Consider the following 12,740-nt stretch of genomic DNA (forward strand, 5'->3'; position numbering starts at 1 on the left):
GCCCCCCCCCCAACCCCCCCACCCACCCCCCCCCCCCACACGGGCCCCGCCCCCCCCGCCCCCGCGGGCCCCGGACACGTTCTGCAAGGTTTCGATCCGACCAGCCTCATCCGGTCAGTTGATCTGCGCAGCTGCGCCACCGAGGACTCGATGTCGACGGGCGGTGAGGTTTCCGGCCTCGTCGGCCTTGACGGTGACGCCCGTGCCCTTGGTGGTGAAGCGGACCTTGGCCAGGGCCGGTCGGGCCGGACGAAGTCGGGGTGGTTGATCTTGTGCCCGGGCCACTTGCGCCACATCGCCTCGCGGACCAGCCGTTCCAGTTGGGTGTCGTCTTCGGGGCGGTGCCCGCCTCCCGCTCCCTCCCTCCCCGCTGCGCGGACCCACCGGCGCAGCCGAGCCCTCGCCGCCGGAACAGACCACCCCAGCGGCCGTCGACGCCATGGCGTAGCCCCGCGCGCTGTCAGCGGCCGCTACCGGCACCGTGGAGGGAGGCTTCCCGGGCTCGAACCCCCGAGCGGGTCCGGGAAGCCGTACCAACGGCAATGGCCCCAGCGCAATGCCCCAGGCGTCATCGCCAAGACCTTGCACCTGCTCGCCGTCGTCGACCCGGTCGACCACACCTGTCGCCGCCAGACGCACAAGCGGCCAGGCGAAGTGAGCTAGGAATCCCCGTCCTTTAGGGCAGGGAGGATGTCAATGGGAGTGGTTTTGAACGCGGTGGTCCTGTGGACGACACGCTACGTCGCCGCCGCCGTCGCCCAGCTGCGCGTCGAGGGCCACGACGTCGGAGCCGGGTGCCGTTCGCACCCGCAGTGACACCGAGGACCTCGGCGCAGGGGTTCGCGGGTGAGGCCGGGGCCTTGCCGCCGGATTCGGGTCCGGCCCTCCATGGAATGCGGAACAGGAATCACGCCAGGAGGGAGCCAGGGGGTGTCCCCGTAGATCAAGGTGAGGTTGACGGTGCCCGGGTAGATACGTTCTCGCCTGCGTCTGCCGACACGCTGCGGGACAGGCCGGATCGCTTGCTGAGGAGCGTCAACGCGGTGATCAAGGCGAGAGCGGCGAAGACGCCGGCTGCCCCGAACGCGGCATGCTGCCCGGTGGTGAGTGCGACCGGTGTCGGACCGCCGATCGCGGACGTGCGGGCGGCGGCGACGCTGGTGCAGATGGCGGTGCCGACGGCGGTGCCGACGGCGAAGGAGGTGTCGGCGAGGCCGGCGGCCAGGCCTGAGTCCTTTTCGGTGACGCCGGTCAGCGCGGCGATCTGTGCGCATACCGTGACGGCGCCCATTCCCGCCCCGAACAAAAACAGGGCCGCCGGCAGAAGACTCATCGGGCCACCGGCCGGTATACGGGTGAGCAGCAGGCAGCCACACCCGAGCAGGACGGTCCCGGCGGCAGCTACCCGCCCCAGGCCGAGCCTGCGCACGATCCGTTGGCTCAGCAGTGCGCCTGCGGCCGCGGTGACGGTCATCATCGCGGCCGCCAGCCCGAACCGCGCCGCCGGCCAGCCGAGCACCTGCTGCACGAAAGAGGTGAGGGTGACGAGCATGCCGTCGACGGTCATGCCGGCGATGAGCAGGAGGAGGTTGCCACCGATCAGCATGCGAGAGCGCAGCGACTGAAAGGAAACGAGCGGGGCCGCCGATCGCTTCTCTATCAGGATGAACATCCAGACCAGCACGGCCACGGCGGCCAGTAGCCCGATGCTCTGTCCGTTCGCCCACCCGGATGTCGGCACCCGGGCGATCACGTACACGAGCAGAACGAGTGCTGGGGCGATGGTCAGCGCACCAGGGACATCGAAGGAACGGGAGCGTGCGCGGTCCCGGCTCTCGCGCAGCGTGGCGGGGGCGAGCACCAGCACGAGGGTCCCGACCGGGACGTTGACCCAGAACACCCACTGCCAGCCGAAGGTATCGGTGATGATGCCGCCCAGTAGTAGACCGGCGGTGGCGCCGAACCCGCCGAGGCCGCCCCAGATACCCAGCGCCTTGTTCCGCTCGATCCCTTCGGGGAATGTGTTCATGACCATCGACAACGCGGCCGGAGCGATGATCGCGGCCGAGACGCCCTGCACCGCCCGGGCGGCCACCAGGGTGTGGATGGACGGAGCGAGCCCGCACGCCAGCGAGGCCACGACCCGCAGCACCATCCCGGCGATGAACACACGCCGACGGCCCAGAAGATCCGCAGCGCGGCCGCATAACAACAGCAGTCCGCTGAAGGCCAGCGCGTAGGCCGTCACGGTCCATTGGATGGCAGGACCGTGCAGGCGAAGGTGGCCTTCGATCGCGGGCAGGGCGGCGAGCAGGCTGGTGCCGTCCAGAATCGTCATGAAGAACGCCGTGCCCAGCAGCGCCAGCACCTGCCAACGGCGAGTCCGCGAACGGTTGCTCGTGGTCATCGCTGTTGCTGGATGCTTCGCAGCAGCTCGGTGGCGAGCGCGTCAAGCCACCTGCCGGTGCCCTGCTCCCGCCAGCTCGGTTCTTCGCGGCCGTCGAGGAAGGTGCTCTGCTCGGTGAGCAGCAGCCGGGTGCCACCACCCTCGGGGAGGAACTCCACCGTCGTCAGCGACACTGTCGCAAGGTCTTGCCCCTCGGACAGAGTGGAGGTGTAGACGATCCGCTCGTCCTGGACGATGTCGCGGTACCAGGACTCGAAAGTCAGCACGGGCCCACCGCCGGAGCGGCCGCGGTTGACCTCCCGCCCACCGACGCGGAAATCGAGCTCGTGCTCGGCGTCGAGGCCGGCGAACCAGCGGGCCTTTGCTTCGGGGGCGGCCCACGCGGCGAACACTTTGCTGGGTGAGGCCGCGTAGAGGCGTTCGAGGGTGAACGTGGCATGTGTGACCAGGTGATCGGTCATTGTGTGCTCCCTTGATCCGGGCTGTCGCAGTGTTCGGTCAGGTAGTCGCCGAGGCGATCGAGGCGGTGTTCCCAGGCAGTGCGCTGCGCAGCGATCCAGTCCTCGGCCATTCGCAGCACAGCCGGCTCGAGGTGGCAGGTGCGTACCCTTCCGGCTTTCTCGGACCGGACCAGTCCGCACGCCTCCAGTACCTGTAGGTGCTGCATCACCGCTGGCAGCGACATGGCCAGCGGCTGGGCCAGCTCACTGACCGAGGCAGGCCCGCGGATCAACCGTTCGACGATGTCCCGGCGAGTCGTGTCCGCCAGTGCTTGGAACACCCGGTCCAACGAACCAGATTGGTTAAGCATGTGCCTAACTGTTCGATGGCGGCAGCGAATAGTCAAGCATTTGGTTAACCTTTCTTCCGTCGGGGGTGCGCCGTTCCCGGGAGAAGACCCTCGAAGGCCAGGTCACCGCCGCATCCAAGCGCAACCACGGCCGACGGTGGCCCATTGGCCTTTGGGGTGGAGAGCGGTGAGGCTGAGGGGCCGCCGCCGGTCGAGCCGGGCCCCCAAAGGTGTTGCAGAGACAGCTGGAACCCAAGACCCGTTGGCGCGGGAGTCGCCGTGCGCGCCCCATGGGCGCTCCTGCACGCCGTCTACCGCGTGGCGTGGGAGTGCGCGAGGATGGGCGGCCGACCGTGTCCGGCACACGACCGAAGGGGAAGTGACGATGGGTGAGCACGAGAAGCCGCCGCCGGATCCTCAGAAGGGCACGCCGCCTCCCAACAACGCCGACGGCGAGGTCCCCCCGGCCCCGCCGTCCGACGGCAAGCACCGCAAGCCGAACGGTGGCTGACGAGGATTTGGCCGGGCGCCGGGCGCGCCTGGACGCGGAGATGGAGCGGTGCGGTGCGTGGCCGGCCGCTTCGCCGTGGCTGCGTGGCGCCTTCACCGCGCTGCCGCGCGACGCGTTCGCGCCGGACCGGCTGTGGCGGTGGGACAACCGGGCGTACGTGCCGCTCGACCGCTCGGCGGATCCGGAGGGTTGGGCGGCCGAGCTGTACTCCGGGATCTACTCCGCGGCCGTCACCCAGCTCGACGGCGGCCGGCCGTCCTCGTCGCTGTCCGCGCCCTCGGTGGTGGCGGACATGCTGGACAGCCTCGGAGTGGAGCCGGGACACCGGGTGTGGGACGTCGGCACCGGCCAGGGCTGGACGGCGGCGCTGGCCGCCTGGCGGGCCGGGCCCGGCCAGGTCGTGACCACCGAGGTGGACGGGCACCTGGCCGACTTCGCGCGCACCCGCCTCGCGGCCGCCGGACTCGACGCCGAGGTCACCCTGGGCAACGCCACCCGCAGCGGCCCGCCCGGCGCCGGCCCGGTCGACCGGCTCCACGCCACCTACGCCGTGGAGACCGTCCCCTGGTCCTGGGTGGCGGCGGTACGGCCGGGCGGACGGCTCGTCTATCCCTGGGGACGGCTGGGCCACGTCGCCCTGACCGTGGCCGACGACGGACGGTCCGCCACAGGATGGGTCCAGGGCCTGGCCCAGTTCATGGGCGACCGGCACGGCCCGGCGCAGCCGAGCACCGGCAGCGCCGCCTTCGCGCAGGTGCGCGGCGACACCGCACCCGAGGCCCGCCAGGCCCTGGACCGCGACCCACAGCTGCTGGACGACTGGGACCTGCGGTTCGCCCTGCGGGTGGCCGTCCCGGACGCCGTGCTGCTCACCGCCCGGGACGACGACGGCCTCAACGCCTGGATCCACGACGGCACCCGGTCATGGGCCACGGTGACCGCGCGCGGCGACGGCGAGGCGCCGCTGCTTCTCCAGGGCGGACCACGCCGCATCGGGGACGAGCTGGTCGCCGCCTGGACCCGGTGGGAGGAACTCGGCCGACCGGACCGATACGACTACGGGATCACCGTCACCCCTGATGAGCAGTGGGCATGGCAGGGCGGCCCGCAAGGACCCCGCTGGCCCATCGCGCAAGCCGCCCCGGCCGGACGCTGACCGGTGAGGCGCGGTGGGGACGCCGTCGCAGCATTCCGAGGGCCCCACTCGGTGACGGCGCATCCGGCGTCCCTGCGGGCGACGGCCTCCGTTCCCCTGACAGTGCTGCGGCGGCCGTCCTCGACCACGGTTGCGGAAAACCCTCAGGCTCCGTGCTCCCGGGCCGCCGCGATACCCGCCCGTACCGCTTCCAGCAGGGCTTCCAGGCCTTGCGCCCGCTGCCATTCCTCGGCCGAGTGGTGCCACGTGTGCTGCGTCGCCGGGGCTTCGGGCGGGCCGGCGACGATCTCGACGGTCCGCCTCCCCTTCCGGTCGGGGCCCGTGACCCGCAGGTCCATGTTCTGGATGTGGAATCGCTTCGGACAGCTGCCGAAGACCTCCAGGATCCGGCCGTCGAACGTGTAGAACTCTCTGCCTGCCCTGGCCGTGGTCTCGTCGGTCATGCGGCGACGCTACAGGCGGGGGCCGGCGGCTGCCAGGAGCGGAGGCCACGCAAATTCACATGACAGCTGCGGCCGGCTCCGCGATCCTTTGCCGGTGGCCATGGAACCGGATCTTCTCAGTCTGAGCATCGTCTGCCTACCGCCCGGCGAGGGCGGCGTGGAGGTCCGCCCGTTCGTCAGTGGCCGGGATCTCCTGGCCGACCTGTCCCTGCGTAGCAGGGAATCGGGCGGCCTCCAGTTCGTGGGATCAGGCCCCCGGTATCTCCTGGGTCGGGGCGGGCCGTTGCATGCCACCGGAACTCCCCACGAGGTTCGGCTCGCTCGATCCGGGTGCGGCTTTGAGCGGTGCTGCAGCGCTCTGTACGTGACGGTCACGCGCGACGAGGAGCATGTCGTCTGGGGGGGCTGGCGCGACCCGGTCGAGCGGGGCTTCGACCTGCCGGAGTTTCGGTTCGCCGCGGATCAGTACGAGGCCGAGGTCCTGCGAGCCGAGGAGGACCGCGGCTGGGAGTGGCCGGCGGCGGTGGTCGCGACACTGCTGGAGGCGGGGCTGAGGGGACGCGAGGACTGGCTCGCCAGGTGGGAGTGCGAGGTGGAGGCGGTCTGGGCCTTCCGCGGGGAACCCGATCGGATCGACGTCGTCCTGAGGCATCCCCCTGGCCGGGACGAGACGGATCTGCCTTGGGCCCAGTTCCTGATGACCCTCCCGATCTCCGCGGACGACCCGTCGGACCAGGCCGAGCACCTTGAAGCGCAGCTGACCGCAGGCGATCCCCGTGCCACCGCCGAGCTCTGCGGAGGCTACCGGCCAGAGCAAGTGGGCTACCCGTGGCCGTAGCCGGCCGACCCGCTGTTCGTGTGAACGGCAGGAAGAGGCGAGGCTGGGCCTCTTTCTGCCGTGCCGGACACTCCCCGTGCTCGGTCGGCGCCTGAAGACGCGGCCGCGGGGTGCCGGGGGTCGCGGGGAGGGCCCCGCCGGGGTGACGGCCACGACCTGCTCTATCGTTCCCGTACGGATCGGGTGGGACGGGTGAGCGGCCGTGGGCCGGGAAGGGGCGTGCGGTGTCGGGGAGTTCGGGCCGGACGGTCACGGTGTTGGGCGGCGGGGTGGCCGGGCTGACGGCGGCCATGGAGCTGGCGGAGCGCGGCTTCGAGGTGACCGTGGTGGAGCCCTCCGGGTGGGGCGGGAAGGCCCGGAGTGCCTCGGTTCCCGGCACGGGTACCGGCGGGCGGCTCGACCTGCCCAGCGAGCACGGGTTCCGGTTCTTCCCCGGCTTCTACCGGAGCCTGCCGGACACGATGCGGCGGATCCCCCTCCCGGGCTCGCCCTCGGGCGTGGAGGGCAACCTGCGGGAGGCGCCGCAGATGCTGTCCGCCCGGTCGGGGAGGATCGGGGAGACGGTCGTCGACGTGTCCCTGGCCGCCGGTCCGAGGACGCCCCTGCAGATCCTGAAGGCCCGGGGCATGAAGCTGGGCGCCGAGGGGGAGCTGAACGAGGAACTGCTGTACTTCGCCAACCGGTTGCTGGTCTACATGACCAGCAGCACGCAGCGGCGGCTGGGGCAGTGGGAGCAGATGTCGTGGTGGGACTTCACCGCCGCCGACGGCGCCTCCGAGGAGTACCGGAAGGTGTGCGTCGTCGGGGCGACCCGTACGGTCGTGGCGGCCAGGGCGGAGGTGTGCAGCGCGCACACCGTCGGGGGGTTCCTGGAGGCCTTCGGCTACGGCTTCCTCGGCCGGGGCGAGGCCCAGGCCGCCGACCGGGTCCTGAACGCCCCGACCAGCACCGCCTGGATCGACCCCTGGGTGCGGCACCTGGAGCGGCTGGGGGTGCGGCTCGAACTCGGTTGGCAGGTGGAGCGCCTGACGGTGCGGGGCCGCGCCGTCGTCGGCGCCGTCCTGCGCGGCCCGGGCGGCCGGCGGCGGGAGGCGGCCGCCGACTGGTACGTGTGCGCGCTCCCGGTCGACCGGATCGGGACGCTGCTGGAGCGCGGCCTGGCCGAGGCGGACCCGGAGCTGAAGAAGACGGCGCACCTGCGCACCGACTGGATGGTCGGCCTGCAGTTCTACCTCACCGAGCCCACCCCGATCACCCGCGGCCACGTCATCTACCAGGACTCCCCGTGGGCCCTGACCTCCATCAGCCAGGCGCAGTTCTGGGACACCGACTTCCGCGCCACCTACGGCGACGGGACGGTGGCCGACTGCCTGTCGGTCGACATCTCCTCCTGGGACACCCCCGGCATCCTCTACGGCAAGCCGGCCCGCGACTGCACCCGGGCCGAGGTCGTCGCCGAGGTCTGGGCCCAGCTCGCCGACGCCCTCGACGACGGCCGCCGCCGGACCCTCCACGACGGCCTGCTCCACTCCTGGCACCTGGACCCGGCCGTCAAGAACCTCGACGGCCCCGGTCCCGCGACCAACGACGAGGCCCTGCTGATCAACACCACCGGCTCCTGGGCGCTGCGCCCGCGGGCGGGGACGGCTGCGGTCAACCTGTTCATGGCCGGGGACTTCGTCCGCTGCCCGGTGAACCTGGCCACCATGGAGGGCGCGAACCAGAGCGGCCGGGCGGCGGCGAACGCGCTGCTGGAGGCCGCCGGGCACGGCGCCGAGCCGGCCGTGGTCCACGCCCTGTACGAGCCGCAGGAACTGTGCCGCCTGAAGGAGGTGGACGCCGCGCTCTACCGGCAGGGCCGTGCGCACATCCTCGACACCCCGGCGCCCTGGTCCTCCCGCGCCGGGGGCGACCGGCTCAGTACGACCGGTTGACGACCAGTTCGCAGAGCGCGTCGAGGTCGGCGACGGCACCTGGCACCGCACCGGGGCCGTCGGCGAGGCTCCGCAGACGGCGCCGGGCCCCGTCCGCGTGCTCGGCGGCGCGCTCCACCGTCCAGCGCCGGCCGCCGGCCTCCTCCACCAGCCGGGCCAGCTCCGCCTCCCCGGCCCGGCCGGGGCCGGCCGACAGCGCGTAGCGGCGGGCCAGTTCGTCGCCCGCCGCGGTGTTCGAGGCCATCGCGGCCACCACCGGCACCGAGAGCTTGCGTGCCCGCAGGTCCGCGAACACCGGTTTGCCCGTGACCGCTTCGTCGCCCCAGATCCCCAGCAGGTCGTCCACCAGCTGGAACGCCATGCCCAGGTCGTGTCCGAACGCGGCCAGGGTCTCGACCTGCGCCAGCCCGCCGCCGCCGTGGAGGGCGCCCAGCCGGCAGGCGCAGGAGATCAGCGACGCCGTCTTGCCCGACACCATCTCCAGGCACTCGGACAGCTCGATGCGGGGCGCGGCCTCGAACAGCACGTCCAGGCTCTCACCCACCGCGAGCTGGATGAGCGTGTCCAGCAGGGCCGCCGACGCCTCGCCGGCGACGGCTTCGCCGTCGGGGCCTGCGAGCACCTCGAACGCCAGCATCAGCAGCGCGTCGGCCGACCGGGTCGCCGCGCCCGGCCCGAACACCTCCCAGGCGGCGGCCCGGTGGCGACGGAGCGCATCGCCGTCCAGGACGTCGTCGTACAGCAACGACAGGTTGTGCACCATCTCCACCGCCACGGCGGCGGGCACCGCCCGCTCCGGGTCTCCTCCCACCGCCCGGGCGCAGCCCAGTGCCAGGGCCGCTCGAACGTTCTTGCCGCCGTGCCGCCGGTCCCGGGATCCGTCGTTGGTCCATCCGAACTGGTAGGCCGCCACCTGGCCGACCGCGCCGTCCAACTGCCCGACCCAGCGCCGCAGGTGTGCGCCACAGGTGGCAGCCGCGTCCTTGAGGACCGATTCGGCCCGCGCACGATCCGACAACACCCACCCCTGCCTGCCGGTCCGGCCGTGCCCGGCGACCCGGCCGCCGCCCCACACCTTCGCGGCACCCGGGCGAGCGTACGCGACCATGCCCCCGGGCGGTCCGGCGGGCCCGCCCCGGATCTCCCGGAGTCCGGGACAGCCGTCCGGCCACCGGTGGCCGGACGGCATCTCGCCCCGGCAAGGACTCTCAGTGTCGTGGTGGCCGTTCTCAGGCCGAGGGCGTGACCGCTGGTGAACAGGCCGGACTGCGGGACGTCGAGCGTGTGAAGGTGCGGCGGTAGGCGGTGGGGGTGGTGTCCAGTGCGCGCCGGAAGTGCAGCCGCAGGTTGGCTGCCGTGCCCAGCCCGCAGTCCCGCGCCACCTGCTCCACCGAGCGGTCCGTGGATTCCAGCAGCTCCCGCGCCCTGCCCAGCCGGGCGTTGAGCATCCACTGCAACGGGGTCGTGCCCGTCTCCTCGGTGAACCGGCGCATGAAGGTGCGCTGCGAGAGGCCCGCGTGCCGGGCGAGCACGCGCAGCGAGAGCGGCTCGCCGAGCCGCTGCAGGGCCCATCCACGGGTACCGGATAGCGACGCCTCGCCGGCCACCGCGACGGGAGCCGGCACGTACTGGGCCTGCCCACCGTCTCGGTGCGGGGCGGCGACCAGACCGCGGGCGATCTGGTTGGCCATCTCCGCGCCCAGGTCGCGGCGCACGATATGCAGGCACAGGTCGATGCCGCAGCACACCCCGGCCGAGGTGAGCACGTCGCCCTCGTCGACGTAGAGCACGTCGCGGTCGACCGAGACGGCCGGGAAGCTCCGCTCGAACTCGTCGATGTGCTTCCAGTGGGTCGTGGCGTGCAGCCCGTCCAGGACGCCCGCCGCGGCCAGCGCGAAGGCGCCCGTGCAGATCGACACCACGCGCTTGCCTCGGTCGCGGGCTCCGGCCAGTGTCTCGAGCACGGCGTCCGGCAACGGGAGGATCAGGTCGAATCCCGGCACGATCACGGTGTCGGCGGTGCTCACCCGCTCCAGGCCGTCGTCGGCGACCAGGGCGAAACCCGCGCTGGTGGCCACCTTCGGCTGCAACGCGCACAGGGTCATCTCGTAGGGGGTTTCCGGCCGGGTGGTGAAGATCTGCGTCGGGATCGCCAGGTCGAGAGGGGTGACCCCGTCCAGCGCCAGGACCGCGACTCGATGCACTGCCATGGCAGGATTCTAGCGAAGTAAGGAAATTTTGCCTCTCACCAGGTCAGGGCGGTCACGGCCAGGCTGAAGACATGACCGGACCCACCCACGAGGCGGCCGCCGACCTGATCACGCTGCCCGGCACACCGCTTGCCGACGCCGTCATGAACCTCATCCGACCGGTGGAAACGCCGTCCGTCTTCAACCACAGCATCCGCAGCTACCTGTTCGCCCGGCTGGTTGCCGGCCGCCTCGGCCTGGTCGTCGGCCACGACTACCAGGACGACCTGTTGTTCGCCGCGTGCGCGATGCACGACCTCGGCGTGGCGTCGGACGGCCCGCACAACCAACGGTTCGAGGTCGAAGGCGCCGACCGGGCCGCCTCATTCCTCACCGACCGCGGATTACCGGCAATCGATGCCGACCAGGTCTGGCAGGCCATCGCCCTCCACACCTCCCCGGGTATCGCAGAACGCCGCGGCACGCTGTGCGTGCTCGTCCGCGAGGGCGTCGCACTCGACTTCGGTGGCCCGATCGGCGCCGCCCACATCGACGCCGTCACCGACGAGCAGGCCGACGCCGTGCACGCCGCCTATCCACGGCTGGACATGATCCGCTCACTCACCGACGCGATCGTCGCGCAGGCCGCGAAAGACCCGAAGAACGCACCCCGGTACACGATCCCCGGCGAATTCCTCCGTGAACGCGAGACCTTCGGCCGGACCCGGCTGGAGCACGCCTGCCGTTCGTCCCGCTGGGGCAACTGACTCCACGGACTCCACGGCCGCGTCACCGAAGAACACGACCGCGTCATCAAAGAAAAGGAAGCACCGCAATGACCGTCCACACCGTCGCGATCCCCGAGGACAACCCGGTCTTCGGGCAAACCACCAGCGCCTTCGCGAGCTTCGGCTATTCCGCCGCGGTCCGTGCGCACGGCCTCCTGTTCATCGCCGGAACGATCGGTCGCCGCGCCGACGGAACCATCCCGGACACCATCGAAGAGCAGACCGAGATCGCCATCCGGAAGATCGAAGAGATCCTTCGACTGGAGAACCTCGACCCGTCCGCCCTCGTCGACGTCACCAGCTACCACGTCGACATCCGCCGGCACTTGCCCGGCTTCATAGAGGCCAAGCAGCGCCTCGTCGAAGCGCCCTACCCGACCTGGACGATCATCGGGGTCAGCGGCCTCGCCAGCCCGGGACTCCTCGTCGAAATCCGCGCGACCGCCGCGTATCCCGCCGCATCCCGGTAGACCGCCGCTCCTGGGCCGGCGCGCTGGCCCAGGAGCCCGTCGCGACGGACGTGAGGTACTCACGGGACTGCGGCGGCACCGGGGAGACGACGGGACCCTGCCCGGTCTGCAGATGGTGGTCGTAGAACGCCGCCAGCACCGACACCGCGTGGTTGACGGTGGCCGGGGCGTAGCCCGACCTCAGGTACGGCTTGCCGGTGGCGCGTTCAGCGATCCCGGCACGGGCGCATCCGGTCGGCGCCGGTCCCGCGCCGGGTTGTGGCACGTCCGCAGCCACAGGACGAAGTCGCGTACGTCCACGCAACGCGGCCGGTGAGGTGCCGCGGAACCTGCGGATCAACCTCGTCAGCTCCGCTTCCAGGGCCCGCCCCGGTACGGGGCCGGGTCGGGGGGCGGGGACCGGTGGGTCAGCGGTGGGTGAAGCGGGTGGTGAGGGTGACGGTGGTGAGGCCCTTGATCATTGCGGCTCTGTTCCAGTTCATGCCGAAGTCGTTGCGGTCGACGGTGATCTCGCCGCTGAGGGTCACCTCGTGCGGGCCGGCGGCGGTGGCGCGGGCGGTGAAGGTGAGCGGGCGGGTGGTGCCGAGCACGGTGAGGCTGCCGGTGACCTTGGCGGTTCCGGCGCTGTCGGCGACGACGCGGGTGGCGGTGAAGGTGAACGTCGGATACCTGTCGACGTCGAAGAAGTCCGCGGAGCGCAGGTGGGTGTCGAGTTTGGCCTGCTTGCTGAGGATCGACGCGGCCTCGACGGTCAGTGTGCCGTGCGCGGAGCCGTCGGGGCTGATCTCGCCTTCGCCGCTGAGCTTGGTGAAGGCGGCCCTGATCGTGGCCAGTCCCCACATCGACTTGTGCTTGATCTCCACTGATGACGTGGCCGGGTCCAGGACCCAGGGGCCGGTGCTGAGGTCGGACAGCCTGGTGGACGGCTGGGTGGGGTCGGTGGTGCGGCGGGTCATGGCGACCGTCTTTCGCGGTGGGGCAGGCAGTGGCGTTTGGGGCAGGCAGTGGCGCTTGGGTGGGGTGTGGCGTCGCGGGCTGGTGAGTCGCGCGCTTGCTTCCGCCCGGTGGTGGCGTGGCGGGGCCTGAATTCGGGGGCGTCCGTGGGGGGGGGGGGGGGGGCGCCCCCCCCCCCCCCCCCCCCCACCACCCCGCCCCCCCCCGGGGGGGGGCGCGGGGGGGGGGCGCCCCCGCCCCCCGAGAGTGAAAAAAAAAAA

General features: G+C 71.8%; 14 protein-coding genes. 6 read left to right on the forward strand and 8 right to left on the reverse strand.

Annotation, left to right across the window (positions count from 1 at the left end; genetic code table 11):
• Positions 1-114: 114 nt before the first annotated feature.
• The 4 genes from ACFV6D_RS20935 to ACFV6D_RS20950 form a co-directional block, all read right to left on the reverse strand.
• A complete protein-coding gene (locus ACFV6D_RS20935) occupies positions 115-285 on the reverse strand; it encodes a hypothetical protein (protein WP_380426204.1) in 171 nt (56 codons plus the stop codon).
• 658 nt (positions 286-943) lie between these two features.
• Positions 944-2,407 carry an MFS transporter gene (locus ACFV6D_RS20940; protein WP_380560699.1) on the reverse strand — a complete coding sequence of 488 codons (1,464 nt, stop codon included), beginning with the start codon at positions 2,405-2,407 and terminating at the stop codon, positions 944-946.
• Entirely contained in the window at positions 2,404-2,868 is a 465-nt protein-coding gene (locus ACFV6D_RS20945) for an SRPBCC family protein (RefSeq protein WP_380560700.1), read from the reverse strand. The genes ACFV6D_RS20940 and ACFV6D_RS20945 overlap by 4 nt, the downstream gene beginning before the upstream one ends.
• Complete coding sequence (locus ACFV6D_RS20950; protein ID WP_380560701.1) at positions 2,865-3,218, reverse strand: ArsR/SmtB family transcription factor; 354 nt, start codon at positions 3,216-3,218, stop codon at positions 2,865-2,867. Before ACFV6D_RS20950 ends, ACFV6D_RS20945 begins: the two co-directional genes overlap by 4 nt.
• Before the next feature lie 364 nt (positions 3,219-3,582).
• Here ACFV6D_RS20950 and ACFV6D_RS20955 point away from each other — a divergent pair, with 364 nt between their 5' ends.
• A complete protein-coding gene (locus tag ACFV6D_RS20955) occupies positions 3,583-3,708 on the forward strand; it encodes a hypothetical protein (RefSeq protein ID WP_380560702.1) in 126 nt (41 codons plus the stop codon).
• Positions 3,701-4,864: a protein-L-isoaspartate O-methyltransferase gene (locus ACFV6D_RS20960; protein WP_380560703.1), complete on the forward strand. Its 1,164-nt coding sequence runs from the start codon at positions 3,701-3,703 to the stop codon at positions 4,862-4,864. The genes ACFV6D_RS20955 and ACFV6D_RS20960 overlap by 8 nt, the downstream gene beginning before the upstream one ends.
• 143 nt (positions 4,865-5,007) lie before the next feature.
• Here ACFV6D_RS20960 and ACFV6D_RS20965 read toward each other — a convergent pair whose 3' ends face one another.
• A complete protein-coding gene (locus tag ACFV6D_RS20965) occupies positions 5,008-5,307 on the reverse strand; it encodes a hypothetical protein (RefSeq protein ID WP_380426210.1) in 300 nt (99 codons plus the stop codon).
• Between the two features lie 100 nt (positions 5,308-5,407).
• Between ACFV6D_RS20965 and ACFV6D_RS20970 the strand changes: the two genes are divergently transcribed.
• Entirely contained in the window at positions 5,408-6,145 is a 738-nt protein-coding gene (locus ACFV6D_RS20970; RefSeq protein WP_380560717.1) for a hypothetical protein, read from the forward strand.
• A 224-nt stretch (positions 6,146-6,369) separates the two neighbouring features.
• On the forward strand, positions 6,370-8,079 hold the full coding sequence (locus ACFV6D_RS20975; RefSeq protein ID WP_380560704.1) for an FAD-dependent oxidoreductase: 1,710 nt from the start codon (positions 6,370-6,372) through the stop codon (positions 8,077-8,079).
• Here ACFV6D_RS20975 and ACFV6D_RS20980 read toward each other — a convergent pair.
• Both ACFV6D_RS20980 and ACFV6D_RS20985 read right to left on the reverse strand, forming a co-directional pair.
• Positions 8,063-9,097, reverse strand: a complete 1,035-nt coding sequence (locus tag ACFV6D_RS20980; protein ID WP_380560705.1) for a polyprenyl synthetase family protein — start codon at positions 9,095-9,097, stop codon at positions 8,063-8,065. The genes ACFV6D_RS20975 and ACFV6D_RS20980 overlap by 17 nt on opposite strands.
• A gap of 211 nt (positions 9,098-9,308) precedes the next feature.
• Positions 9,309-10,289, reverse strand: a complete 981-nt coding sequence (locus tag ACFV6D_RS20985; RefSeq protein WP_380426217.1) for a GlxA family transcriptional regulator — start codon at positions 10,287-10,289, stop codon at positions 9,309-9,311.
• Positions 10,290-10,360: 71 nt separating this feature from the next.
• On the opposite strand from ACFV6D_RS20985, the gene ACFV6D_RS20990 reads away from it, so the two are divergent.
• Complete coding sequence (locus tag ACFV6D_RS20990) at positions 10,361-11,035, forward strand: HD domain-containing protein (protein ID WP_380560706.1); 675 nt, start codon at positions 10,361-10,363, stop codon at positions 11,033-11,035.
• A gap of 68 nt (positions 11,036-11,103) precedes the next feature.
• A complete protein-coding gene (locus ACFV6D_RS20995; RefSeq protein WP_380560707.1) occupies positions 11,104-11,526 on the forward strand; it encodes a Rid family hydrolase in 423 nt (140 codons plus the stop codon).
• A gap of 407 nt (positions 11,527-11,933) precedes the next feature.
• Here ACFV6D_RS20995 and ACFV6D_RS21000 read toward each other — a convergent pair whose 3' ends face one another.
• Complete coding sequence (locus ACFV6D_RS21000; RefSeq protein ID WP_380486576.1) at positions 11,934-12,482, reverse strand: YceI family protein; 549 nt, start codon at positions 12,480-12,482, stop codon at positions 11,934-11,936.
• Between the last annotated feature and the right edge of the window lie 258 nt (positions 12,483-12,740).

This window comes from Kitasatospora sp. NPDC059812, from assembly GCF_042732075.1.
Taxonomy (GTDB): Bacteria; Actinomycetota; Actinomycetes; order Streptomycetales; family Streptomycetaceae; genus Kitasatospora.

Coding starts and splice junctions, on each gene's coding strand:
- ACFV6D_RS20940 (WP_380560699.1), bottom strand. CDS start 2,407: ATGACCACGAGCAACCGTTCGCGGACTCGCCGTTGGCAGGTGCTGGCG.
- ACFV6D_RS20945 (WP_380560700.1), bottom strand. CDS start 2,868: ATGACCGATCACCTGGTCACACATGCCACGTTCACCCTCGAACGCCTC.
- ACFV6D_RS20950 (WP_380560701.1), bottom strand. CDS start 3,218: ATGCTTAACCAATCTGGTTCGTTGGACCGGGTGTTCCAAGCACTGGCG.
- ACFV6D_RS20955 (WP_380560702.1), top strand. CDS start 3,583: ATGGGTGAGCACGAGAAGCCGCCGCCGGATCCTCAGAAGGGCACGCCG.
- ACFV6D_RS20965 (WP_380426210.1), bottom strand. CDS start 5,307: ATGACCGACGAGACCACGGCCAGGGCAGGCAGAGAGTTCTACACGTTC.
- ACFV6D_RS20970 (WP_380560717.1), top strand. CDS start 5,408: ATGGAACCGGATCTTCTCAGTCTGAGCATCGTCTGCCTACCGCCCGGC.
- ACFV6D_RS20985 (WP_380426217.1), bottom strand. CDS start 10,289: ATGGCAGTGCATCGAGTCGCGGTCCTGGCGCTGGACGGGGTCACCCCT.
- ACFV6D_RS20990 (WP_380560706.1), top strand. CDS start 10,361: ATGACCGGACCCACCCACGAGGCGGCCGCCGACCTGATCACGCTGCCC.
- ACFV6D_RS20995 (WP_380560707.1), top strand. CDS start 11,104: ATGACCGTCCACACCGTCGCGATCCCCGAGGACAACCCGGTCTTCGGG.
- ACFV6D_RS21000 (WP_380486576.1), bottom strand. CDS start 12,482: ATGACCCGCCGCACCACCGACCCCACCCAGCCGTCCACCAGGCTGTCC.